Raw genomic sequence first — 22,778 nt, forward strand, 5'->3', positions numbered from 1 at the left:
TATGCCCATGCCTGAAAAGTGACGTACTTCTCATCAAGACAAGCGTAGCCGGTGACTTCGGAGCGCTGCAAAAGGAATTCAGCAATTGGTGTGTTTTCCAGACAAGCTGCGCTGCAGCCTGCCGTCCGCATCGCACAAGCGCGGCGTTGCTGTTAGAGTGCGCGCCGTCATCAAGTTAGAAAAAGGACCGATTCAATGGCTACCAATCGCTCACGTCGTTTGCGCAAAAAACTCTGTGTCGACGAATTCCAGGAACTGGGTTTCGAAGTAAATTTGACCTACCGTGACGGTCTTGAAACCAAAGCGGTGGATGAGTTTCTGGAAGCCTTTCTCAACGAGGCCATAGAAGCAAACGGTCTGGGTTATATCGGCGGCGAGGATTACGGTTTCGTATGCCTGGCCAGCCGTGGTTCGGTCAACGAGGAGCAGCGCGGCCAGGTCGAGGCATGGCTCAAGGGCCGCAGCGAGCTATCCGAGTTCAATGTAAGTCCGTTGATGGACGTCTGGTATCCGGAGAACGAGATCAACGCTAAGGCGTGATCGAGTCGTTCCTGTCCTGATCGGTTGCGGCTGCTCGCCCGGATTTGCGCAATGCAATCCGGGTGATCAGCCGACGTAGCAGATACATCAGCAAGGTAACGGCCACTGCTACGCCGACACCTATTGCGGCATTTATCAGGCGTAGCTGCGGCAACTGCCAATCCTGCGCAAGGGTTTCGGCCAGCAGGACAAAGCTCAGCGTCGTCTGTAGTACGAAAAGCCCATAGTGATGCGCCTGGAATGCCCGACTGAGCATCACCAGCGGCAGCATGATCATTACCATCATCGGCGGATCGGCCAGACTGTGGCCCATATAAATCAGTACCGCCGCTGCGCATAGAATTCCGATACCGGCTTGTAATGCACGAACGAGGCTGCGCTGTAGATTCATTTGCAGGGTCGTGAAGACGGCCAGCGTCAGCCAATAACCGCGTGGAAGGTCGGCGATGGTGACGATCAGGCCACCCACGGCCGCAGCCAGCATGTAGGTCAACGCATGCAGCCGCCATTGACGAATGGGTGTACGCCGCGCTCGGCGACGCAGGACTTTGATCAAGCTGAACAGGCGGGGCATATATGGCCACATGCGCAGTCCGTGCATGCCGCGCAGGCCGAACGCCAGAAGTGTGACCCACAATCCTCCCAGGGCGAACAGCGCTGCAATTGCCTGAGGGTTGTTGAAGTCGCCAATACCATGCTGGCCTTGGCCAAGGCAAAGACAGATGGCAAGACCGATCCCAAGCTTGCCAGCCTCATTGCCGTAACGTTGCAGCCATGCCAGTAGCAAGCCGTAGAAGGCAAACAGGCCAAGACTGATCAGAGGATGGGTCGCAGACCAGAACCCGAGCCCCGCGCTACCGGCACCGAGGCCAATCAGCAATAGCATTCGCAGCATGCCGAGGCGGTGCAATGGATTCGCCTTGGCAGCCTGGAAGGCGCCGACCGTGGCCCAGAGGAAGCCGGCGTGGCCGCTGAACAGCCCAAGCATAAGCGGTAATGCGCAACCCAGGCCCGCGACGGCCGCTGCCCCCCAGGCGGGACGGCCCGGTTGCCAACCGACCATCTTCCACAACGATTTCTTCATCTGATTCACGTCGGGCTCGAACGTCCGGTCATCTCGCCGGCCATCTCGGTGGCGTAGCTGTCGGTCATGCCGGCGATGAAGTCGATCATCCGCACAAAGGCGTGATACAGCGGCAAATCAGGATCGGGGGCGTTGCTGCCAAGCAAGTCTAGTATGCGTCGATTCTTGAATGACGGAGTGCGGCCGCCGTGCTGCTCCAGCGCTGCACCACAGAACGTGTTAAGCAGTATCTCGAGCGTGGTATAGGCACCGATCTCATGCAGCGTCTTGCGCTTATCCTGAAAGATCTTTTCTCGCGCCATGGCTTTGGCCTGCACGACGCATTGTTTGGCGGGGCCGTGCATGTGCTCGACCAGATCTCCAGCAAGGCTGCCCGCTAGCAACGCTTCCTTCTGTTCGACGAACGCGCGCGCTGCGGCGTTGGTGAGGTGCTCGATGGCCTTGCCTCTGAGGATCGCCAGCTTGCGTCTGCGTGAGTCCTTTGGGCCCAGCTGGCGATAGGTTTCAGGTAAGTCATCGCCAACCAGACTGAGCAGCAGGGACTCGACCTCCGAATAATCGAGCAGGTCCATTTCCAGACCATCCTCCAGATCGATGAGGCCGTAGCAAATGTCGTCCGCCGCCTCCATCAAATAAACCAGCGGATGGCGTGCCCAGCGCTGCTCGTCCACTTTCGGCAGGCCAAGCTTCAAGGCGATCTGTTCGAGCAGTGGGAGTTCGCTCTGGTAGCAGCTGAACTTGTGTTTCTTGTAGCCGAGCGCTTCGGCATGGCGCGAGGTCCAAGGATATTTAAGATACGCGCCAAGCGTGGCGTAGGTGAGCCGGGTGCCGCCGTCGAACTGGTGGTATTCGAGCTGGGTCAGTACACGGAAGCCTTGAGCGTTGCCCTCGAAGTTCAGAAAGTCGGCTCGCTCGGCATCGCTCATGTCATCCAGCCAGCCACGTCCAGCGGCCTGTTGAAACCAATAGCGAATGGCGTCTTCACCAGAGTGCCCGAACGGCGGATTACCGATGTCGTGAGCGAGGCAGGCTGACTGCACGATCATTCCAAGATCCGCCGGGCTGCACCATTCCGGCATGTCCTCGCGCAGTACTTCGCCCACGCGCATGCCCAGCGATCGGCCAACGCAACTGACCTCCAGCGAGTGAGTGAGGCGGGTGTGTATATGATCGTTGCTGGAGACCGGATGCACCTGGGTCTTGCGCCCAAGACGACGGAACGCTCCGGAGAAAATAATTCTGTCGTGATCCTTGTGAAACGGACTCCGACCAAGTTCTTCATTGCTGTGGACGGACTTCCCGAGCCGTTCACGATTGAGCAGGGTGTGCCAGTCCAAAGAACAACCTCCTTGATGTCGCCAGTGGATACCGGCCTGCAGGCGCGACGTAACGGCGGCGGCCGAATGCGGCGGCGCATCCTGTTATGCATATTCTTTGCGCATGCACCAGCCTACAGCACTTTCTGACAACCAGACCATAAGACATATCTCGTGGCTTGACCGCCAACGGCGCTGGACTGGCTATATCAGCTCTGCGATTTCTACTGACGCAGCTTTCGGATCACTGGGTACAGCATGATTCCCATTCGAGCGAGTTTGCCCACCTTGCCCAGGCGACGGCTGAAGAGTGCCAGTGCCAAAGTCGTGGCAATCATCAACGGCCCCTTCCGGACATGATGTTCGGAAGCAGCGCCGCGATTCGCTACCATCCCCCTAATCCGTTGGAATGGGTGGGCCAGTGGCTGCGAGTGATAAAGAATCTGCTGACGGTTCATCTCCATGCGCAACCGAACGAGGTCCTTGCGCATGGTTAGGTCGCTAGAAGTACTAAGGGGAAGACTCATGGCAGTAAACGCTCCCGATTGCGAGCCAGTTCCTCGACCGTCGCTTGGAACGGCGAAGCGCTCTCTTTGGCGAGACGGACTGCACGGCCGATGCATACCGCCAGGGCGATTGCGTAAACCACGCAGAGAACGAGAATCGCAGCGATGGGATTCGTCTCCCAAAACGCGATGACGATCGCTGCCGAGAGACCCACCAGGATCAGCAGGCCGAGTATCAGGCTCATACTTGCCAAAAGAAACAGCTTGAACACCCGCGCTCTTTCTTCCTGAATTTCTATCCCGACCAGCTCCAGATGCCCTTGCAGGAGGCCTGCAAGGGCACTGCCCATCTTTTTCAGCGAGGGTGCTGGGGCTTCATTGGAGTGCTTGGCTTCCATAGGGTTCGTTCCCAGATCAGCGGCGCGTGATCAGACCAAGGAGAAAACCGACTCCCGCCGCGATGCCGATCGATTGCCATGGGTGAGTGTGGACGTACTCTTCGGTGCACTGGATGGCAGCCTGACTCTGCTCGCGCAAAGAACCTTCCTGCTCGTTCAGCATCTGACGCGCACGGCTCAGGTTGGCGTTGATCTTGCCGCGCAGCTCTTCAGTCTGCGTGCCTGCGGTGTCCTGCGTATGCTTGAGCAGCCGTTCGGTATCACCGATTAGGGTGTGGAACTCTTCAATGAGGGCGCTCTGAGCGGCCTGGAGGTTGCGGCGGTGTGCGGATTTATCGATCAGCGGTGCGGTAGTTCCCGCGGATCCTGTAGTGGTTCCGTCGGGAATCGGGGTGTTATCGCTGGTGCCGAAAGTGGATTCGGTAGACATCTGCAGCTCCTCTTGAGTTTCGCAGGGACGAAAGGTCCCGGTGTTCAAATTTCGAGCGTGACAGTGGCACAAGGTTCCCGTTTCGGTTTAGTCGTTTAGCTATCGGTGCAGTCGGCAAAGCATCAGCTTTCGAATGGATTCGGATAGTGAGGTTAAAAAGAAACCCGCCGAAGCGGGTTTCTTTATCTACTGCATTTACATGCCGTAGCCGCTATTACATCAGCGGGATGGTGTAGCTAACGATGAAGCGGGTCTGATCGATCTCGCGGCCCTCGCCACGGTAGGTGCCGTTGCGCAGTTTGACACCCAGATTCTTCAGTGCGCCGCCCTGCATGACGTAACCGATATCGGTGTCACGCTCCCACTCGCTGCCGTTGCCGTCGGCACCGGTATCTGTGCCCTTCACATAACGAGTCATGAAGGTCAGACCTGGAACGCCCATGGCGGCGAAGTTGTAGTCATAGCGAAGCTGCCAAGACTTTTCGTCCGGATCGGCAAAAGCTGGATCGACCATGACGTAGTTGACTAGGAATTGGTCGCCGCCCTGGATAAAGGGATAGCCAGTGTCGCCGCTCAAATCCTGATAAGCCGCGCCAAATGCGTGACCTCCTAGGCTGTAAGTGAACATGGCGCCAAATGCCTTGCTGTCAACGTTGGTATTACCGTCTTCAGTAGAGCGGGCGTAGCGAATGTCACTCTTGAACGACTGCTTCTCGCCCAGCGGCAGGACATGGATCAAATTGACAATATGCTGTTTGTAATTCTTATCGAGATTGCCGTAGTCATACGAAGTGGTCAGTTGCTTATTCCACTGATACTTCAGGCTGGCAAAGTCAAAATGATCTGCTTCTTGAGCACCCTCCAACCCAACGATGCTTGTGTTCATGGTGAGGTCTTCGTAACTAGCATCGTTACGCTCACTATTTTCAGTCAAACGTCCAAGGTTGACGGTGAGGCCTTCGATCTCCTGAGAAGTCAGCATGCCACCGCGGTAGGTCTGTGGCAGCAGACGCGAGTCGCTCGGCAGAACGGTCGGCAGCTTGGGGATTAGATCGCCGACTTTCAGTATGCTCTTCGATACACGGACTTTCGCGGCGCCGCCAATGAGTCCGTAATCATCCGGCGCGCGGCCATCGCTACCGGCGGGAAGCAGGCCAGTGCCAGTGCGGTCTGGGCTGGAGTCCAGCTTCAGACCCAATAGGCCGATCGCGTCGATACCGAAACCGACGGGGCCTTCAGTAAAGCCCGATTCGTACTTGAAGATGAATCCCTGTCCCCATTCATCGGACTTGGACTTCGAGGCACCGTCTTGACGGTTATCTGCGTTGAAGTAGAAGTTACGTAGCTCCAGATTAGCCTTGCTATCCTCGATAAATGCAGCTTGAGCCATGGTAGGGATGGCCAGTGTTGCTCCCAGAGTGGCAAGGGCCACGCCCCGGGCGATTGGGGTCTTGAGCATTTCTTGTTCTCCTCGTTGGATGATGCTCTGAAGTCGCTCTTTACGGCGCCATGCAAATAAAGCACTACATAGGTGTTTCAGCCTTTAGACCTTAGTAGTCGTTGAGGCTTTAAGCTATATAGAGATGTCGGCTAATCCGCTCGGTAGTCGCTCTTGTTCCGATTCGATGCAAGCATCGAGTGTCGCTACCGATACGCGCTGACACGTCCGGCCCCGCAGTTCTAAGTCCGCTTGGGCTGCTGCATCCTAGCGTTTTGCCAGCCGCTAGTCGAACCCATAAATCAAACCGTCGTTTGAGTGAGTTCAAGGTCACACTTTTTCGCTCAGCTACACCAACAGGTTAAGGCGAGATTGCGGGAATCGCATCGCGACGAGGCTGCTAGAATTGCTTTGGCCAAACTGTCAAAGAGCCGTATCTATGCTTCCTGAATGTCAATTGTTTGGAACGCTGGGTTGCCACTTATGTGAGCAGGCCGAGGCGGTGGTTTTGCCGCTGGTGGAGCATGGCCTGTTAGTAGAGTTGCTTGATGTGGCAGACAGGCCCGAATGGATCGACGACTACGGATTACGTATACCCGTGCTGCGACGAGTCGATACGGGTGCCGAATTGGACTGGCCATTTGAGATAGAACAAGTCGTATGGTTTTTGCGGTAACAATGTCGCTAGAACCGGCAACTTGTGAGTCGAGTGTTGATAGTCACCGTACGGCGCGGCGAGTGTCTGGATGGCAATTAAGAAATGAGGACGGGTTATTGCTGTTCGGGCCGTAGATACGATGCAAGCTTGAGAAACGAAAAAACCGGCCAATGGCCGGTTTTCTTACATCAGGTTTATCAATTCTGATGCCGGGATATGGTCGGAGCGACTGGATTCGAACCAGCGACCTTCTCGTCCCGAACGAGACGCGCTACCAAGCTGCGCTACGCTCCGAAGATGGCGCGCATTTTACAGAAAACCATTTGCTTCACAAGCGCTTAGAACGCGCTTTTTTGGCGCTCCTGGGGGGATTTTCCTGCGCCAGGAACGGCTGAGAGGAGCCACTAAAGCTCCTGAACGGTACGAACCTGATCTTTGTTCACTCTGCCTGGCTTGCCGTCGATACCCTCGAATTCATAGAAGCCAGCTTCATCGTCATAGTCCGGGTGATCCAGCGTCTGGATCTCGCGGCCATCGTTGAGTGTGATGACGCTAGGGCTCGAGCAGCCCGACAGCAAGGTCAGGCCAACGAGTAATGCGAAGGCGGGTCCGGTTCCTATGTGCATGATGATCTCCTCATGAGTAGTTGCGTCTGTGACGGCGGTCGGCGGCGCTAAGTTCCCTGCGGGAGAGCCGCCTCAGAGCAGGTTAGGCGAGTTCAGGTTGGCAAGGCGGGGATCGTTTTCGTCCAGATCGAGGCTGCGCGCTCCAAGTGCCAGCAGTACCTCGCGATTGCTTCGCTCTCCCGCGTGCCACGCGGTTTCAATAGCGGAAGCAAGACGGATCGGGATGACGCAGAAAAGCGGCTCCCATTGATCGCCCCGTCGGGCCATTATGGGTGTGTCCGGTCCATTCTGCGCAGCCGCGTAGAGCTGCGCGACCAACGCCTTGTCGATCAGCGGCGCATCGCACGGGAGAATCATCAGCCAAGAGTGGCGTGCCGCCGCGAGGCCGGCGCGTATACCCGCAAGCGGACCAGGAAAGTTCGGTTCATCGTCACCGACCAGCCGGTCGGCGAAGGCCGCGTAGCGCTCCTGGTTGCGGTTGCAGGAGACAAGCAGGTCATCCGTCAACGGTCGTGCTATCGCATGCGGCCAGGACACGAGCGGCTTACCGCGCCACTCGATCAATCCTTTGTCTTGCCCGCCCATTCGCTGTCCGCGCCCCCCGGCCAGCAGGAGAATCGAGCAATCTGGAAGCCTGCTCTGGTCCATCAAGTGCTCCGGCAAAAGCCTGTGATATAACACCCGGAACTGAGTCCAACAACCGGAACCCTCTATGAGTCACCTCGCTGATCAGTCTTTTGTCGCGTTGAATATTGCTGTCCTGACAGTCAGCGATACCCGTTCGCTGGAAACCGATACTTCCGGGCAGTTACTCGTCGATCGTGTAGTTGCCGCCGGACACCAGCTCGCTGCCAGAGTGTTGCTCAAGGATGATCTATATCGGATCCGCGCTCAGGTCGCTGCCTGGATCGCTGAAGATATCGTGCAAGTGGTGTTGATCACGGGAGGCACTGGATTTACCGCTCGCGACAGCACTCCAGAAGCGGTTGGCTGCTTACTGGACAAGCAGGTTGATGGTTTTGGCGAGCTGTTTCGTCAAATATCGGTGGCCGATATCGGCAGTTCCACCGTTCAGTCGCGAGCGCTGGCGGGATTGGCGAATGCAACGCTGGTCTGTTGTCTGCCGGGATCAACCAATGCTTGTCGAACCGCATGGGATGGCATCCTCGCGGAGCAACTGGATGCGCGCCATCGTCCATGCAATTTCGTGCCTCATCTTAAGCAGACTGCGCCATGCGAGGCCCGTTCATGACCCGTGTCGAGTCGCCCGCGTTGATGCCTGTAGAGCGCGCGCTCGAAGCATTGCTCAAGCAGGCGGAAGCCGCACCGATTCTGGCAGTCGAGAGCGTTTTGATCGATGACGCGGTCAGCCGGATACTGGCTGAGCCGCTCATTGCGCAGCTGGACCTGCCGCCATGGCCAAACAGCGCTATGGACGGTTATGCCCTGCGAGTGGCAGACCTGGACGGCCAACCGATGACGGTCTGCCAGAAGATTTTTGCCGGCACCCAGCCACAGCCGTTGCTGCCGGGTTGTTGCGCACGAATCTTCACGGGTGCACCGATGCCTGAAGGCGCTGATAGCGTGGAGATGCAGGAGAATGTCGAGGTGCTTGACGATGGTCGGGTGCGCTTCGTCGAGCCGGTACGACCAGGTCAGCACGTCCGCCCGCAGGGTGGCGAGGCGCGGTGCGGCGATACGGTGCTGGAAGCCGGTGTGTGTCTGGGGCCGATTGAGCTGGGGCTCGCCGCCTCGTTGGGTGTGCGACAGGTGAACGTGAGCCGGAAGCTCAAAGTAGCATTGCTTTCCACCGGAAGCGAACTGGTCGAGCCAGGTGAGATTTTGCTGCCGGGACAGATTTACAACAGCAATCGAATGCTGTTGCGCCACTGGCTGCAACGCTTGGGTTGCGAGGTGGTCGACGTAGGAATCGTGCCGGACGATCCCGTGAGGGTTCACCAATGCCTGGCGGCGTTGCATGAGGTAGACCTCATTCTCTCCACGGGTGGAGTGTCGGTTGGTGAAGCCGATTTCCTAGGGCAAGTACTGCGTGACGAGGGGGAGTTGACGCTCTGGAAATTGGCAATCAAGCCAGGAAAACCGCTGACCTGCGGTAGCTATCGAGGTGTTGCGGTTATCGGATTGCCTGGCAATCCGGCGTCTACTCTGGTGACGTTCGGCCTACTGGCGCGACCTTACATACTTCGCCGCATGGGTGCTTCACAGCTAGAGCCATTGCGCTTCCCTGTACCTGCGGGGTTCAGTTGGACCAAGCCCGGCACGCGTCGCGAATATTTAAGAGCCCGTATCGAGGCGGGTAGGGCAGTGCTTTATCCCAACCAGAGCTCGTCAATCCTGCGCAGTGCAGCCTGGGCGGACGGATTGGTAGAAATACAAGAGCACAGCCAGTTGAAGGAGGGCGATCCCGTGCCCTTTATTTCATTTGCCGAATTGCTCGGCTGATCAGCTTCATGCCTCTGGCAAGCTCTGGTTAGGGGAATGCAGTTCAATAGGGCGCTTCCGCCTCGACGCAAGACGCTGGCGGATATCCAAGTGAGTCGGCTCAGGCGACAAAACTGATCACGTTTCTTACTGTCTACTTTTCCCATCTGCGCCAAGTCTGGCCGAGATGTGTCTGGTATCACTTCAAAGACAAGGAGAACTGCGGATGCAGGAAAGAAATGCCTGGGTCGATTACGCCAAAGCCATTGGGATAATTCTGGTGGTCTATGGACATGTTGCGCGCGGGGTATTTAACGCCGGGTTGCCAATGGACGAGGGCAATTACCGTCTCGTAGACAGCATCATCTACACCTTCCATATGCCGCTGTTCTTTTTCCTGTCGGGCTTGTTCTTCTACGATTCGCTGATGAAACGAGGAAAGACGGGACTCATCGTCAATAAGGTAGATACCATCGTTTACCCCTTCATTATATGGTCGCTGCTGCAGGGCCTAACCGAAGTGGTGCTGTCGAACTACACCAACGGGCAGGTCACGTTGGTGCAAGTGTTCTCGTTGCTCTGGTCGCCGCGCGCGCAATTCTGGTTCCTCTATGCGCTGTTTCTGGTTTTCGTGGTCTGTTCTTTCGTTTACGCCAAGGCTGATCGCCGCTATTTTCTACCAATGCTGCTGATTTTCGGCGTCCTCTACGTGTTCAATCAGGATCTGGATGCGGGTAGTGTCGGCTGGTTCATCTTTGGCAACGCAGTATTTTTCGCGCTCGGAGTCTGGTTTAACGAGGTCAAAACGTTCTTCCTGGCTCGTTATGTTCCGCTCACCTTGTTGTTCGGTGCGATGTTCGTGATGGGCCAGTACTTATTCCATGTCACCTTTGGCTTGAACTGGAAAGTTGGTGGTTTGCCGGTGCTTGTGCTGGCAACCGTTTCGATCCTTTTCATGGTCGCCTTGTCGATGTGGCTGGGTCGGATTCGCATGGAGTGGTTATTGTTTATCGGCGCCTCTTCGATGACCATCTATCTGATGCATATTCTGGCCGGAAGCGGGGTTCGGGTAATCCTCAATCGCTTCCTGGGTATTGATTCGATCCCAGTCCACTTGATGGTCGGGACTCTGATTGGTCTCGTGGCACCGTTGCTGGCGCAGGTCATTATCAAGCGCTATGACCTCTACTTCCTGCTGACCCCGCCGAAGCCGGTTTCTGCGACCCACCGACGAGTGCGCAGAGTAGCGGCGCAATGACCGAAGTGTTTCCGCGCGCCATGATTGAGCTGGTTTAGCGCCAGCCATGGCGCTGGCGGATACGGCAGTCGGTTTAAGTAGTCGTGCGAGCGGGGGCGTAGCCCTTGAATACGCCGCTGAGCTGACAGGCGATCTGGCTAGCCACAACCAATCCGTTGAATTTCTAGCGTTTCGTCTGTCGACAAAGTCAAACGCTGATCGTTGTATTCCAGCGTGACGATATCTCCAGGCCGAAGGATACGGGCAATGGCGGCCCCGCTTTGGTGGCGCGCCTGATCCAATAATTCCGGGCTCGCTTGTTCGCCTACAAACTTTTGAACCGCTGAGGCGTTGCATCGTCCTGCTGTGCCGTTCGAGTCTTGTATGGGTTCTGTCGGCTGTGATTGGCAGCCGATCAGGGCAGAGCTGAGCAGCATCAGAACGGTTGATCGAATTGCCTGCATGGCGTTTTCCTTTTGGCTGGGTAGTCAGGCGTAACTATCTGACGTGGCGCTTATGGGGTGCTGATGAGTGACTATATAGGCAACCGGTCGGCTGCTCGAAACGATAGCGCGCAAGGGAACTGGCGGAACAGCAACGCCGTCTTAGCATCGATGGCCCTTTGCAAATTGCGCTGGGCTGACGAATAAAGATAAGGAGTTCAGCCATGTTCAACTCATCCGTGATGAAACGTGTAGCCAGCATTCTGGCCGCGATGCATTTCATGCTATTTGCACAAATCCCCTTGGCTCAGGCGGCGATGATCGGCACTCCGGAGATTATTGCCGAACAACAGCAGCAAGTGGATCGCCAGCAATTGCTGACGATGCTCGAGGACGAAGAGGTTCAGAAGAAGCTTGTGTCGATGGGGGTCGAGCGCGACCAGGTCGAACAGCGGATCAACAGCCTGACGCCGGCAGAACTCGCCCAGTTCAACCAGCAGCTGGATCAAGCGCCGGCAGGTGCCGGTGTGGTGGGAATCATCGTGCTGTTCTTGGTGATCTTCATCATTACCGACCTGCTTTGCGCGACTAATATCTTCAACTTCATCAACTGTATCAACCGTTGATCCGACAACTTGTCTTGTTGGTTATCGTCGCCTTTCTCGGGGCGTGCGCGCGGACGCCAATCGTTCCGATTGGATCTGCGGAACTCCCCGAGAGGGTTGAATTGGATGAAGTCCCGTTCTTTCCTCAGCAAGACTACCAGTGCGGGCCGGCTGCCCTTGCCACGATGTTGACCCAGCGGGGTATCGATACCGGGCCGGAGCAGTTGGTCGAGCGGGTTTATCTTCCGGGCCGCAAAGGAAGCCTGCAGGTTGAAATGGTCGCCGCCGCGCGGTCACACGATCTGTTGGTATATCCGCTCGAACCACGGCTGGAGGCATTGTTAGCTGAAGTCGCTGCGGGCAATCCCGTTCTGGTGCTGCAGAACCTTGCGTTCGATAGCTGGCCTCAGTGGCATTTCGCAGTTGTGGTGGGGTACGACCTGAGCAATCAGACGATTGTTCTGCGTTCTGGAACTACTCGACGGTGGACGGGCAGTTTCCGCCAGTTCGAGCGGAGCTGGGCCAAGGGCGATCGTTGGGCGATGGTGACGGTTATGCCCGATCAATTACCGCAGACCGCCAAGGAAACGGTGTGGCTGAAGGCTGCGAACGACTTGGAGCAAACCGGACGTATCGATGCAGCCCTGCAAGCCTACGAGACTGCGGCAGAGCACTGGTCCGGTGGTTTGTCCTGGTTTGCCTTGGCCAATAGCTGGTATGCGCAAGGCGACAAGCGCGCTGCAGAGAGCGCGCTGCGAACCAGTATTCAGCGCGACGTGTCCTTCGCCGCCGGGTGGTTCAATCTGTCGCAAGTGTTGGCGGAGCGGGGATGCACTGTGCAGTCATCCAAAGCGCGAGCGTGCGCCGTGCGGCTGGCGCCTAAAGATGAGCGATTTGCAGCTGAGTTGTCGGCGGGGCAGGGCGAAGCGGCTGCGTGCGAAGCGCCGCCTCCGTGCCCTGTGCATTAAGATCGCCTAAAAACCTACCCTGTCACGCAGGCTGTAATACAGCGCGCCGAGGGCGCTGAACGGGGCGCTGAATGTCTGTCCACCGGGGAATGGATAGTGCGGCAGGCTGGCAAAGGCGTCGAAGCGTTCAGCCTGTCCACGTAAGGCCTCAGCAATGACTTTTCCTGCAACGTGCGTATAGGTCACACCGTGGCCGCTGCATCCTTGAGAATAATAAATATTGTCGCCAATCCGCCCAACCTGCGGTAGGCGAGACAGGGTCAACAGAAAGTTACCGGTCCAGGCGAAGTCCGTCTTGATGCCTCGCAGCTGTGGAAACGTCTTGAGCATTTTCGGTCTGATGATCGACTCGACATCGGCTGGATCGCGTGCGCCATAGACCACTCCGCCGCCATAGATCAAGCGCTTATCAGCGGAAAGCCGATAGTAGTCCAGCAAATAGTTGCAATCCTCGACGCAGTAATCCTGGGGAAGCAGCTCGGCCGCAACTTCAGGGTCTAGCGGTTCCGTGGCGATGACCTGTGTGCCGCAGGGCATGGATTTTGCCGCTAACTCGGGTACCAGTCCGCCAAGATAGGCATTTCCAGCAACCACCACAAACTTGGCCGTCACCTGACCATTCTCAGCGTGAACTCGCGGGCTGTTTCCACGATCAATTCGGATCGCCGGGCTTTGCTCGTAGATAACGCCACCCAGCGACTCGACTGCTAACGCTTCGCCGAGCGCGAGGTTGAGCGGATGGATGTGGCCACCGCCGTGATCCAGCATTCCTCCAATGTATCGCTCGCAGGACACAGCGTTTCGAATGCGGTCGTGATCGAGCATCTCTAGCTGATTGTAGCCATAGCGTTCCCAGAGCTTTTTTTGAGCACTGAGGTGATGCATCTGCTTTGTATTGAAAGCGGCGAAAACGGCACCGTTTTTTAAGTCGCACTCGATGCCGTAGCGCGCGACTCGCTCGCGAATGATTCGCCCGCCTTCGAATGCCATGGCCCCGATCAGCCGTGCTTCGTCACTGCCGACGCTGCGCTCGATGGCGTCAATATCGCGACTATAACTATTGACGATCTGGCCACCGTTGCGCCCGGATGCGCCAAAGCCGACTTTGGCCGCCTCCAGGATAACGACCCGGAACCCGTGCTCAAGCAAGAACAACGCAATCGATAAACCGGTGTAGCCTGCGCCGATAATACAGACGTCAGTCTCGACATCGCCGTCTAAGGTTTGGCGGATGGGCGCTGGGTTTGCCGAGGCAGCGTAATACGACGAGGGGTAGAGTGTGTGCGACATTTCGTTATCCCCGTTCTGAATATTTGACGTCGATGCTATCGCTACAAACACGTTGATGCCATAGCGAAGTTCGGTGATAGCCTCCTGCTTTCAAAAATTACAGATATCAGTGGCTTAGCGAAAAAACGCTTGACTCTGTCAGGCGGATCTCTAGAATGCGCGTCCATCGGAGGCACATAGCTCAGTTGGTTAGAGCACCACCTTGACATGGTGGGGGTCGTTGGTTCGAATCCAATTGTGCCTACCAATTCCGAAAAGGGTCGCGATTAGCGACCCTTTTTTTATGTCTTGCTTGTCAGTGCGGCGGCTTTTTGAAAGCATCCGTGCTCCTTATGTTCTCCAGTGACTTCGGTTCGCTTGGATCAGCCTTCGGGCTCCTGCCATCGTGCGGTGGGTTATCCGGCGGGTCGCTTTCCTGGCTCATCCCAACCCACGTGGCCTTTGGTAGGGGTCACCACTAGGAGAGGAGGCGCCATGCCCACCATTACTCTTCCTGACGGTAGTCAGCGTTCGTTCGATCATCCGGTTTCCGTTGCCGATGTAGCTCAATCAATAGGCGCTGGCCTTGCCAAGGCAACGCTCGCTGGCAAGGTGGGCGGTCGACTGGTTGATGCCTGCGATCTGATCGAAAACGACGCGACCCTGCAGATCATCACGCCGAAAGACGAAGAGGGGCTGGAAATCATTCGCCACTCCTGCGCGCACCTGGTGGGGCATGCGGTCAAGCAGCTTTATCCATCCGCAAGAATGGTCATTGGCCCTGTCATCGCTGAAGGTTTCTATTACGACATTGCGTTCGAACGACCTTTCACGCCTGAAGACATGGCGGCAATCGAGCAGCGCATGAGGCAACTGATCGATACCGAGTACGACGTTATCAAGAAGGTTACGCCTCGTTCGGAGGTCGTCGAGATATTCCGTGCTCGTGGCGAGGACTACAAGCTGCGTCTGGTGGAGGATATGCCTGACGAGCAAGCGATGGGGCTGTACTACCACGAAGAATACGTTGACATGTGCCGTGGGCCGCATGTGCCGAACACGCGTTTCCTCAAGTCGTTCAAGCTAACCAAGCTTTCTGGGGCGTACTGGCGCGGTGACGCTAAGAATGAGCAGCTGCAGCGCATCTATGGCACCGCCTGGGCGGACAAAAAGCAGCTCGCAGCCTATATCCAGCGCATCGAAGAGGCCGAGAAGCGCGATCATCGCAAGATTGGTAAGCGTCTGGATCTGTTCCATACCCAAGAAGAAGCACCCGGCATGGTGTTTTGGCATCCGAACGGCTGGACCGTATATCAGGTGCTTGAGCAGTACATGCGAGTTGTCCAGCGCGAAAATGGATATCAGGAAATCAAGACGCCACAGGTGGTCGACCGCAGCTTGTGGGAAAAGTCGGGTCACTGGGGTAATTACGCGGAGAACATGTTCACTACTGAATCGGAAAGTCGCGATTATGCGATCAAGCCGATGAACTGCCCGTGCCATGTTCAGGTATTCAACCAGGGTCTCAAGAGCTATCGCGAGCTGCCGTTGCGTCTCGCCGAGTTTGGCTCGTGCCATCGCAACGAGCCCTCTGGTGCGCTGCACGGCATCATGCGGGTGCGCGGTTTCACCCAAGATGATGCGCACATCTTCTGCACCGAAAGTCAGGTGAGCGCCGAGGCGGCAAATTTCATCAGGCTGACCATGCAGGTCTATGCCGATTTCGGGTTCAGTGACATCAAGCTGAAGCTGTCCACTCGTCCTGAAAAGCGTGTCGGCGATGATGCTTTCTGGGATCGTGCTGAGGCGGCGCTGGCGGATGCGCTCAACGAGGCTGGCCTGGCATGGGAATATCTCCCCGGCGAGGGTGCGTTCTATGGCCCGAAGATCGAGTTCACCTTGCTCGACTGCCTAGGTCGCTCATGGCAGTGCGGAACGCTGCAATACGACCCGAACATGCCTCAGCGTTTGGACGCCAGTTATGTGGCTGAAGACAATAGCCGCAAGACGCCAGTAATGCTGCATCGCGCCATCCTCGGTTCGTTCGAGCGCTTCATTGGCATTCTTATCGAGCATTACGAGGGAGCGTTCCCTGCTTGGTTGGCGCCGATGCAGGCTGTGGTGATGAATATCACTGATAAACAGGCCGAATTTGCCGCAGAAGTGGAGAAAACGCTCAACCAAAGCGGCTTCCGTGCCAAGTCCGACTTGAGAAACGAAAAGATCGGCTTTAAAATCCGCGAGCATACCTTGCTCAAGGTTCCCTATCTTCTGGTTATCGGAGATCGGGAGGTCGAGACACGAGCCGTTGCTGTGCGCACCCGCGAAGGCGTCGATTTGGGCTCCATGCCCCTGGATGACTTCGCCCGATTGCTGACACAAGCGGTTTCCCGGCGTGGTCGCCAAGAATTGGAGTAATGACTATTAAGCGTGAAATGAGACAGGATAAACGAGCTGCACCCAAGGCCCCGATCAACGAGAATATCTCGGCTCGTGAGGTCCGTTTGATCGGTGCTGATGGCGAGCAGGTTGGCATCGTCTCTATTGATGAAGCGCTTCGTATTGCTGAAGAAGCGAAATTGGATCTGGTGGAAATCTCCGCCGATGCGGTTCCTCCTGTATGCCGGATCATGGATTACGGCAAGCACCTCTTCGAAAAGAAGAAGCAGGTCGCTGCAGCGAAGAAGAACCAGAAGCAGATCCAGGTTAAAGAAGTAAAGTTTCGTCCAGGGACGGAAGAAGGCGACTACCAGGTCAAGCTACGCAACCTGGTACGTTTCCTGAGTGACGGGGACAGGGCCAAGGTTTCGTTGAGATTCCGCGGTCGTGAGATGGCGCATCAGGAGCTGGGGATGGAACTGTTGAAGCGGGTTGAGGGTGACTTGCTTGAGTACGGTTCGGTCGAACAGCATCCAAAGATGGAAGGACGCCAGCTGATAATGGTCATCGCTCCCAAGAAGAAGAAGTAATCACCAGGGCACTGGCAGGCCTTGCGGTTATTTGAAATCACCCACACTGTGGAGTACCGAACATGCCAAAGATGAAGACTAAAAGTGGCGCCGCAAAGCGCTTCAAGAAGACTGCAAACGGCTTCAAGCACAAGCACGCTTTCAAAAGCCACATCCTGACCAAAATGTCCACCAAGCGTAAGCGTCAGCTGCGGGGCACTTCATTGCTGCACCCATCCGACGTGGCAAAAGTGGCGCGGATGCTGCGCGTTCGTTAATTCGGTCAAGACTCAGAGGAATAACTCATGGCTCGTGTTAAGCGTGGCGTCGTCGCTCGTCGCCGTCACAAGAAAATTCTAAAACTCGCCAAAGGCTATTACGGCGCTCGTTCGCGCGTGTTCCGTGTCGCCAAGCAGGCGGTGATCAAGGCTGGCCAATATGCCTACCGTGACCGCCGTCAGCGGAAGCGTCAGTTCCGTGCTCTTTGGATCGCTCGTATCAATGCCGGCGCTCGTGTAAATGGTCTGTCCTACAGCCGTTTCATTGCTGGTCTGAAAAAAGCGGCTATCGAGATCGATCGCAAGGTTCTGGCCGAACTGGCAGTGAACGAAAAAGCAGCTTTCGCTGCAATTGTCGAAAAAGCTAAAGCTTCTCTGGCCTAAGCCCTTCGATAATCGAATCTTCGGATTCGTAGCGTTACCGATAGGGGAAGAGCCTTGTGCTCTTCCCCTATTTCGTATTTGAAGGGGCTTTTGCAAAAGTGCATGTGGCAGGTTCGATCGTAGCGGTCATCAAACCAGCCAAATGCGGTTTTGCAAGAACCTCTGGAGGTTGTACATGGAAAACTTGGATGCACTGGTCTCGCAAGCGCTAGAGGCTGTGCAACATAGTCAAGACATCAATGCCCTGGAGCAGATCAGGGTCCAGTTTCTCGGTAAGAAAGGCGAGCTGACTCTCCTCATGCAGACGCTGGGCAAGTTGTCTGCTGAGGAGCGGCCAAAAGCGGGGGCGCTGATCAATGCAGCCAAGACTCGCGTACAGGACGTGCTTAACGCCAAGAAGGCCGATCTCGAGCAAGCGGCATTGGATGCCAAGCTGGCTGCCGAGCGAATTGATGTGACTCTGCCGGGCAGGGGCGAAACATCGGGCGGTTTGCATCCGGTGACCCGAACTCTTGAGCGGATAGAGCAATTCTTCAGTCATATCGGCTACAGCGTCGCTGAAGGCCCGGAAGTTGAGGACGATTACCACAACTTCGAGGCGCTCAACATTCCTGGGCATCATCCTGCCCGGGCTATGCATGACACCTTCTATTTCAATGCGAACATGTTATTGCGTACACATACCTCTCCGGTCCAAGTGCGCACCATGGAGTCACAGCAGCCGCCGATCCGTATCGTTTGCCCTGGGCGCGTTTATCGTTGCGATTCAGATATCACCCACTCGCCGATGTTCCACCAAGTCGAAGGTTTACTGGTCGATGAAGGCATCAGCTTTGCCGACCTGAAGGGAACTATCGAGCAGTTCTTGCGCGTGTTCTTCGAAAAACCGCTGGGTGTGCGCTTCCGTCCGTCGTTCTTCCCGTTCACCGAGCCTTCTGCCGAAGTCGATATGCAGTGTGTGATGTGCAGCGGCAAGGGTTGTCGGGTGTGCAAGCAAACTGGCTGGCTGGAGGTGATGGGCTGCGGCATGGTTCACCCTAACGTATTGCGCATGTCAGGAATCGACCCGGAAAAATATCAGGGCTTTGCTTTTGGTATGGGTGCAGAGCGCCTTGCCATGCTGCGCTATGGCGTCAATGACTTGCGCCTGTTCTTCGATAACGACCTGCGGTTCCTGGCGCAATTTCGCTAGTGCCGCAACCAGTCAAAGAATCTTTAGGAGAGCAGGATGAAATTCAGTGAAAAGTGGTTGCGTACTTTAGTTAGCCCGCAGGTTTCGCGTGAGGAGCTTGTGGCACGCCTGTCCATGGCGGGGCTGGAGGTGGATGCAGTTACACCTGTCGCGGGCGAGTTCGATGGCGTCGTTGTTGGCGAGGTGCTGAGTGCCGAGCAGCATCCGGACGCGGACAAGCTGAGAGTCTGTCAGGTCAGCGACGGGCAGCAAAGTTTTCAGGTCGTGTGCGGCGCGCCAAATGTACGCGCGGGTTTGAAAATTCCTTTCGCCATGATCGGTGCGCAACTGCCAGGTGATTTTGCCATCAAGAAGGCCAAGCTGCGTGGGATCGAATCCAATGGCATGCTTTGTTCGGCTTCGGAACTGCAGATCAGCGACGATAACAGCGGGCTTATGGAGCTGGCGTTCGATGCGCCGACAGGGGTCAGTGTTCGCGAGTATCTAGGCCTTGACGACGCCAGCATCGAGCTCGGCTTGACACCAAACCGGGGCGATTGTCTTTCCTTGGCTGGTCTCGCGCGCGAGGTGGGTGCAATTTATGGTGCGGCGGTAGAAGCGATTGAGATCACTCCTGTAAAGGCTGGTCATGAGGAGGTCCGACCTGTTGATGTATTGGCGCCGCAGGCCTGTCCTCGTTATTTAGGACGCGTAATTAGCGGGGTGGACCTTTCTCGACCGACTCCCTTGTGGGTGGTCGAGCGGCTGCGACGTTCGGATATACGCAGCATCGACGCTGTGGTGGATGTCACCAATTACGTGATGCTTGAGTTGGGTCAGCCCATGCATGCATTCGATCTTGCCGAGATAAACGGTGGGGTACGGGTGCGCATGGCGAACGCCGGCGAAAAGCTGGTATTGCTGGATGGCCAGGAGGTTGTGCTGCGTCCCGATACGCTGGTCATTGCTGACCATCATCGGGCACTCGCTATTGCCGGCGTAATGGGTGGTGAGCACAGTGGTGTTAGTGCCGAAACTCAGGATCTGTTCCTTGAGAGCGCTTTCTTCGACACCATCGCCCTGGCAGGTAAGGCGCGTTCATACGGGCTGCATACCGATGCATCGCACCGCTACGAGCGGGGCGTTGACTTTCAGTTGGCGCGTCCGGCAATGGAGCGTGCTACCTCGTTGCTGCTTGAAATCGTCGGCGGCAGCGCCGGCCCGATCATCGAGACGGTTAGCGAAGCCCACCTGCCGAGCGTCGCACCGATAACCTTGCGTGCTGAGCGCATCGATCAGATGCTCGGGTTGACGATGGGCCCCGATCAGGTCGTTTCGCTGCTTTCGGCCCTGGGTCTGGGGGTGGTGGAAAAGGGGGCGGGGTGCTGGCAAGTCACCGTGCCGAGTCACCGTTTCGATATCAGTCTGGAAGTGGACCTGATCGAAGAGCTGGGCAGACTATATGGCTATGATCGCCTGCCGGTGCGCTACCCTCAGGCGCGCTTGGCGCCGGAGGCGAAGCCAGAAGCGCGGGCGGAGCTGCCGGCGCTGCGTCGTTTGCTCGTTGCGCGCGGTTATCAGGAAGCGATTACTTACAGCTTCATTGATCCCAAGATGTTCGAGCTTTTCAATCCGGGTGTCGACGCGTTGCAGTTGGCCAATCCGATTTCCGCCGACATGGCCGCCATGCGCGCATCGCTTTGGCCGGGGCTGATCAAAGCGTTGCAATACAACCTCAATCGCCAGCAATCGCGAGTGCGCCTGTTCGAAGCGGGGTTGCGTTTCATTGGCAGTCTCGACGACCTGAAGCAGGAGCCCGTGCTGGCTGGCGTTATTACCGGCAGCCGTTTACCTGAGGCGTGGGGTAATGGTCGCGAGGCGGTAGACTTTTACGATGTGAAAGCGGATGTCGAAGCGCTGCTCGGCTATGCCGGTACTGTTGCGGCCTTCAGCTTCGCAGCTGGCGAGCATCCGGCGTTGCACCCTGGTCAGGCTGCACGTATCGAACGGGAAGGGCGGCTGGTTGGCTTCGTCGGTAGCTTACATCCAGAGCTGGCTAACACCCTGGGCATCGATCAGCCGGTGTATCTATTCGAGGTGCTTGTAGCGGAAATTGCCGAGGGGCAATTGCCTCGCTTCAGCGAACTGTCCCGTTTCCCTGAGGTCCGCCGCGACTTGGCGATTCTCGTGGCGTGCGAGGTATCAGCTGATGATGTGCTGCGGTGCATTCGTGATGCAGCAGGCGATAGCCTGACGGACCTCAAGCTATTTGATGTGTATCAGGGTAAAGGTATTGATCCGCTTAGCAAAAGTGTGGCAGTCGGCTTGACCTGGCAACACCCTTCGCGCACTCTAAACGACAATGAGGTGAGTGGTGCGATGCAGCAAATCCTCTCCTCCCTGGAAGAAAGGTTCAACGCCACGTTAAGGAAATAGCGTATGGGGGCTCTGACGAAAGCTGAAATGGCGGAACGTCTATATGAAGAGCTAGGCTTGAATAAGCGCGAGGCCAAGGAGTTGGTCGAGCTGTTTTTCGAGGAGATTCGCCAAGCGCTTGAGCACAACGAGCAGGTGAAGTTGTCCGGCTTCGGCAACTTCGATTTGCGCGACAAGCGACAGCGCCCGGGGCGCAACCCGAAAACCGGCGAGGAAATTCCGATCACGGCGCGTCGCGTCGTGACATTCCGGCCAGGGCAAAAACTAAAAGCCAGAGTCGAAGCCTATGCTGGAACCAAGTCATAACGACGAACTGCCATCGATTCCTGGCAAACGCTACTTCACTATCGGTGAGGTCAGTGAGCTATGTGCGGTCAAGCCGCACGTTTTGCGCTATTGGGAGCAGGAATTTCCTCAACTAAACCCTGTGAAGCGTCGCGGCAACCGACGCTATTACCAGCGGCAAGACGTCTTGATGATCCGGCAGATCCGATCATTGTTATACGAGCAAGGCTTTACTATTGGCGGAGCTCGGCAAAGAATGTCCGGTGACGAGGCCCGCGATGACACCACGCAGTACAAACAACTAATCAGGCAGATGATTACCGAGCTTGAGGACGTGCTGCAGGTGCTCAAGAATTGACTCTTTCGCACCAAAAAACTTTCACATATTCAGTCGCTTAATGTATAGTTTGATCCGCTTTCAGCAGAGCTGAATGCATCGTCGGGGCGTAGCGCAGCCTGGTAGCGCACTTGCATGGGGTGCAAGGGGTCGAGTGTTCGAATCACTCCGTCCCGACCAAAAAACTCAAATAAATCCAGTCACTTAGCGGTGTCTGGATTTTTTTATGCCTGGTAAATTTTGGGCGCTTGCCAATTTGCCCCACTTTTTGCCCCACCGCTGATTCATGCTCCACAACAGCGTCCGCAACCGACGTAGCAATCGCCTGCCTCGAAACGACAACCTACTTGGGGCGCCCTGCATTGGAAGGGCTACAACCACACCTGCTAGCAAGGTTTGGAGATACTGTTCGGGTCGACAGGTATAAGCAGATGGTTGGACGCATGGTTCGGCAAATCCTAGAGAGCCGCGGCTACGAACACGAAAGGTCTGATGTGCGCGTTCGAGTCGGTGATTTGTTTGGGTGCTCTCGCGTTACCACAAGCGGGGCGAGCAGCCAGCGACTGAGGTTGCTTGAGCCGTCCCATTACCTGCCAACTACACACTGAGACAGGGAGCAGGCGGATCAGTCTCCTCACCTAGATTGGGTACTACCGCAATAGAAAGTTCTCGCATGCATACCTCGGCTTTTTAATTCGCTATGTCTCGTCCTGAATGAGGTTTACACCTTCTGATCGATTTTCAGGAGGATGCAATGAACTCAAGCAAAAGGCGTAGCCAGCGTGATTACACGCTGGCCTTTAAATTGTCGGTCGTCGACCAGATCGAAAAAGGCGAGTTGAGTTATAAAGAAGCTCAACGGCGCTATGGCATCCAGGGCCGCCATTTGAGCGGCTTTCCTATCCGGTTCCAAGGCCGAATCTTACTGAATCGCCCCTAGTTTCGTAGACACCTCCAGGCCTCATAATACGGCCCACTA

Annotated in this window: 25 protein-coding genes, 3 tRNA genes and 1 pseudogene; 18 read left to right on the forward strand and 11 right to left on the reverse strand. The window is 56.3% G+C overall.

Annotated elements, in window-relative coordinates:
• Positions 1-195 precede the first annotated feature (195 nt).
• Positions 196-540, forward strand: coding sequence for a YggL 50S ribosome-binding family protein (locus tag AC2LD7_RS10800; protein WP_484597738.1), 345 nt, complete (start codon positions 196-198; stop codon positions 538-540).
• On the opposite strand, the gene AC2LD7_RS10805 is transcribed toward AC2LD7_RS10800, so the two are convergent.
• The 6 genes from AC2LD7_RS10805 to AC2LD7_RS10830 form a co-directional block, all read right to left on the reverse strand.
• The gene (locus AC2LD7_RS10805; protein ID WP_484597739.1) at positions 530-1,624 is read right to left on the reverse strand and encodes an FUSC family protein; all 1,095 of its coding nucleotides are present in this window, start codon (positions 1,622-1,624) and stop codon (positions 530-532) included. The two genes, AC2LD7_RS10800 and AC2LD7_RS10805, sit on opposite strands and share 11 nt — an antisense overlap.
• A gap of 5 nt (positions 1,625-1,629) precedes the next feature.
• Entirely contained in the window at positions 1,630-2,961 is a 1,332-nt protein-coding gene (locus AC2LD7_RS10810) for a deoxyguanosinetriphosphate triphosphohydrolase (protein ID WP_484597740.1), read from the reverse strand.
• Between the two features lie 203 nt (positions 2,962-3,164).
• A complete protein-coding gene (locus AC2LD7_RS10815) occupies positions 3,165-3,467 on the reverse strand; it encodes a hypothetical protein (RefSeq protein WP_484597741.1) in 303 nt (100 codons plus the stop codon).
• On the reverse strand, positions 3,464-3,844 hold the full coding sequence (locus AC2LD7_RS10820; RefSeq protein WP_484597742.1) for a phage holin family protein: 381 nt from the start codon (positions 3,842-3,844) through the stop codon (positions 3,464-3,466). The genes AC2LD7_RS10815 and AC2LD7_RS10820 overlap by 4 nt, the downstream gene beginning before the upstream one ends.
• Positions 3,845-3,860: 16 nt before the next feature.
• Positions 3,861-4,274 carry an ElaB/YgaM/YqjD family protein gene (locus AC2LD7_RS10825; RefSeq protein ID WP_484597743.1) on the reverse strand — a complete coding sequence of 138 codons (414 nt, stop codon included), beginning with the start codon at positions 4,272-4,274 and terminating at the stop codon, positions 3,861-3,863.
• Positions 4,275-4,488: 214 nt separating this feature from the next.
• Complete coding sequence (locus tag AC2LD7_RS10830) at positions 4,489-5,733, reverse strand: OprD family porin (protein WP_484597744.1); 1,245 nt, start codon at positions 5,731-5,733, stop codon at positions 4,489-4,491.
• Positions 5,734-6,151: 418 nt separating this feature from the next.
• On the opposite strand from AC2LD7_RS10830, the gene AC2LD7_RS10835 reads away from it, so the two are divergent.
• Positions 6,152-6,388, forward strand: coding sequence for a glutaredoxin family protein (locus AC2LD7_RS10835; protein WP_484597745.1), 237 nt, complete (start codon positions 6,152-6,154; stop codon positions 6,386-6,388).
• Positions 6,389-6,587: 199 nt separating this feature from the next.
• Here AC2LD7_RS10835 and AC2LD7_RS10840 read toward each other — a convergent pair.
• The 3 genes from AC2LD7_RS10840 to mobA all read right to left on the reverse strand — a co-directional run bounded on the left by AC2LD7_RS10840 (position 6,588) and on the right by mobA (position 7,644).
• Positions 6,588-6,664 (reverse strand) — tRNA-Pro (locus AC2LD7_RS10840).
• A 110-nt stretch (positions 6,665-6,774) separates the two neighbouring features.
• Positions 6,775-6,996, reverse strand: a complete 222-nt coding sequence (locus AC2LD7_RS10845) for a YgdI/YgdR family lipoprotein (protein ID WP_484597746.1) — start codon at positions 6,994-6,996, stop codon at positions 6,775-6,777.
• 72 nt (positions 6,997-7,068) lie between these two features.
• On the reverse strand, positions 7,069-7,644 hold the full coding sequence (mobA, locus tag AC2LD7_RS10850; protein WP_484597747.1) for a molybdenum cofactor guanylyltransferase MobA: 576 nt from the start codon (positions 7,642-7,644) through the stop codon (positions 7,069-7,071).
• 64 nt (positions 7,645-7,708) lie between these two features.
• On the opposite strand from mobA, the gene moaB reads away from it, so the two are divergent.
• From moaB to AC2LD7_RS10865, 3 genes are all read left to right on the forward strand, one after another.
• A complete protein-coding gene (gene moaB, locus AC2LD7_RS10855; protein ID WP_484597748.1) occupies positions 7,709-8,248 on the forward strand; it encodes a molybdenum cofactor biosynthesis protein B in 540 nt (179 codons plus the stop codon).
• A complete protein-coding gene (locus tag AC2LD7_RS10860) occupies positions 8,230-9,459 on the forward strand; it encodes a molybdopterin molybdotransferase MoeA (protein ID WP_484597749.1) in 1,230 nt (409 codons plus the stop codon). Before moaB ends, AC2LD7_RS10860 begins: the two co-directional genes overlap by 19 nt.
• 205 nt (positions 9,460-9,664) lie before the next feature.
• Entirely contained in the window at positions 9,665-10,696 is a 1,032-nt protein-coding gene (locus AC2LD7_RS10865) for an acyltransferase family protein (protein WP_484597750.1), read from the forward strand.
• A 137-nt stretch (positions 10,697-10,833) separates the two neighbouring features.
• Here the strand turns inward: AC2LD7_RS10865 and AC2LD7_RS10870 are convergent, their stop codons facing one another.
• Positions 10,834-11,139: an I78 family peptidase inhibitor gene (locus AC2LD7_RS10870; protein WP_484597751.1), complete on the reverse strand. Its 306-nt coding sequence runs from the start codon at positions 11,137-11,139 to the stop codon at positions 10,834-10,836.
• A 203-nt stretch (positions 11,140-11,342) separates the two neighbouring features.
• Between AC2LD7_RS10870 and AC2LD7_RS10875 the strand changes: the two genes are divergently transcribed.
• Together AC2LD7_RS10875 and AC2LD7_RS10880 are read left to right on the forward strand one after the other, a co-directional pair.
• Positions 11,343-11,744, forward strand: a complete 402-nt coding sequence (locus AC2LD7_RS10875; RefSeq protein WP_484597752.1) for a PA2779 family protein — start codon at positions 11,343-11,345, stop codon at positions 11,742-11,744.
• Positions 11,741-12,691 carry a PA2778 family cysteine peptidase gene (locus AC2LD7_RS10880; RefSeq protein WP_484597753.1) on the forward strand — a complete coding sequence of 317 codons (951 nt, stop codon included), beginning with the start codon at positions 11,741-11,743 and terminating at the stop codon, positions 12,689-12,691. The genes AC2LD7_RS10875 and AC2LD7_RS10880 overlap by 4 nt, the downstream gene beginning before the upstream one ends.
• Positions 12,692-12,697: 6 nt before the next feature.
• Here AC2LD7_RS10880 and AC2LD7_RS10885 read toward each other — a convergent pair whose 3' ends face one another.
• A complete protein-coding gene (locus AC2LD7_RS10885) occupies positions 12,698-13,981 on the reverse strand; it encodes an NAD(P)/FAD-dependent oxidoreductase (protein ID WP_484597759.1) in 1,284 nt (427 codons plus the stop codon).
• Positions 13,982-14,151: 170 nt separating this feature from the next.
• Between AC2LD7_RS10885 and AC2LD7_RS10890 the strand changes: the two genes are divergently transcribed.
• The 11 genes and pseudogenes from AC2LD7_RS10890 to AC2LD7_RS10940 form a co-directional block, all read left to right on the forward strand.
• Positions 14,152-14,228: transfer RNA gene (locus AC2LD7_RS10890), tRNA-Val, on the forward strand.
• A gap of 227 nt (positions 14,229-14,455) precedes the next feature.
• Positions 14,456-16,378, forward strand: a complete 1,923-nt coding sequence (gene thrS / locus AC2LD7_RS10895; RefSeq protein WP_484597754.1) for a threonine--tRNA ligase — start codon at positions 14,456-14,458, stop codon at positions 16,376-16,378.
• Positions 16,378-16,929 carry a translation initiation factor IF-3 gene (gene infC, locus AC2LD7_RS10900; protein ID WP_484597755.1) on the forward strand — a complete coding sequence of 184 codons (552 nt, stop codon included), beginning with the start codon at positions 16,378-16,380 and terminating at the stop codon, positions 16,927-16,929. Before thrS ends, infC begins: the two co-directional genes overlap by 1 nt.
• A 62-nt stretch (positions 16,930-16,991) precedes the next feature.
• Positions 16,992-17,186 (forward strand): 50S ribosomal protein L35, encoded by a 195-nt coding sequence (rpmI, locus tag AC2LD7_RS10905; protein ID WP_484597756.1) that lies wholly within the window; start codon positions 16,992-16,994, stop codon positions 17,184-17,186.
• A 27-nt stretch (positions 17,187-17,213) separates the two neighbouring features.
• Complete coding sequence (rplT, locus tag AC2LD7_RS10910; protein ID WP_019339387.1) at positions 17,214-17,570, forward strand: 50S ribosomal protein L20; 357 nt, start codon at positions 17,214-17,216, stop codon at positions 17,568-17,570.
• Positions 17,571-17,745: 175 nt separating this feature from the next.
• Entirely contained in the window at positions 17,746-18,762 is a 1,017-nt protein-coding gene (pheS, locus tag AC2LD7_RS10915) for a phenylalanine--tRNA ligase subunit alpha (protein ID WP_484597757.1), read from the forward strand.
• A 36-nt stretch (positions 18,763-18,798) separates the two neighbouring features.
• Positions 18,799-21,177 (forward strand): phenylalanine--tRNA ligase subunit beta, encoded by a 2,379-nt coding sequence (gene pheT / locus AC2LD7_RS10920; RefSeq protein WP_484597758.1) that lies wholly within the window; start codon positions 18,799-18,801, stop codon positions 21,175-21,177.
• A gap of 3 nt (positions 21,178-21,180) precedes the next feature.
• Positions 21,181-21,483 (forward strand): integration host factor subunit alpha, encoded by a 303-nt coding sequence (ihfA, locus tag AC2LD7_RS10925; protein ID WP_003282572.1) that lies wholly within the window; start codon positions 21,181-21,183, stop codon positions 21,481-21,483.
• Positions 21,464-21,820 carry a MerR family transcriptional regulator gene (locus AC2LD7_RS10930; RefSeq protein WP_408100538.1) on the forward strand — a complete coding sequence of 119 codons (357 nt, stop codon included), beginning with the start codon at positions 21,464-21,466 and terminating at the stop codon, positions 21,818-21,820. The genes ihfA and AC2LD7_RS10930 overlap by 20 nt, the downstream gene beginning before the upstream one ends.
• Before the next feature lie 82 nt (positions 21,821-21,902).
• Positions 21,903-21,979, forward strand: a tRNA-Pro gene (locus AC2LD7_RS10935).
• Between the two features lie 574 nt (positions 21,980-22,553).
• Positions 22,554-22,682: pseudogene (locus tag AC2LD7_RS10940) on the forward strand (IS3 family transposase); the annotation flags it as partial.
• Positions 22,683-22,778: the final 96 nt, after the last annotated feature.

The organism is Stutzerimonas sp. (assembly GCF_982611455.1).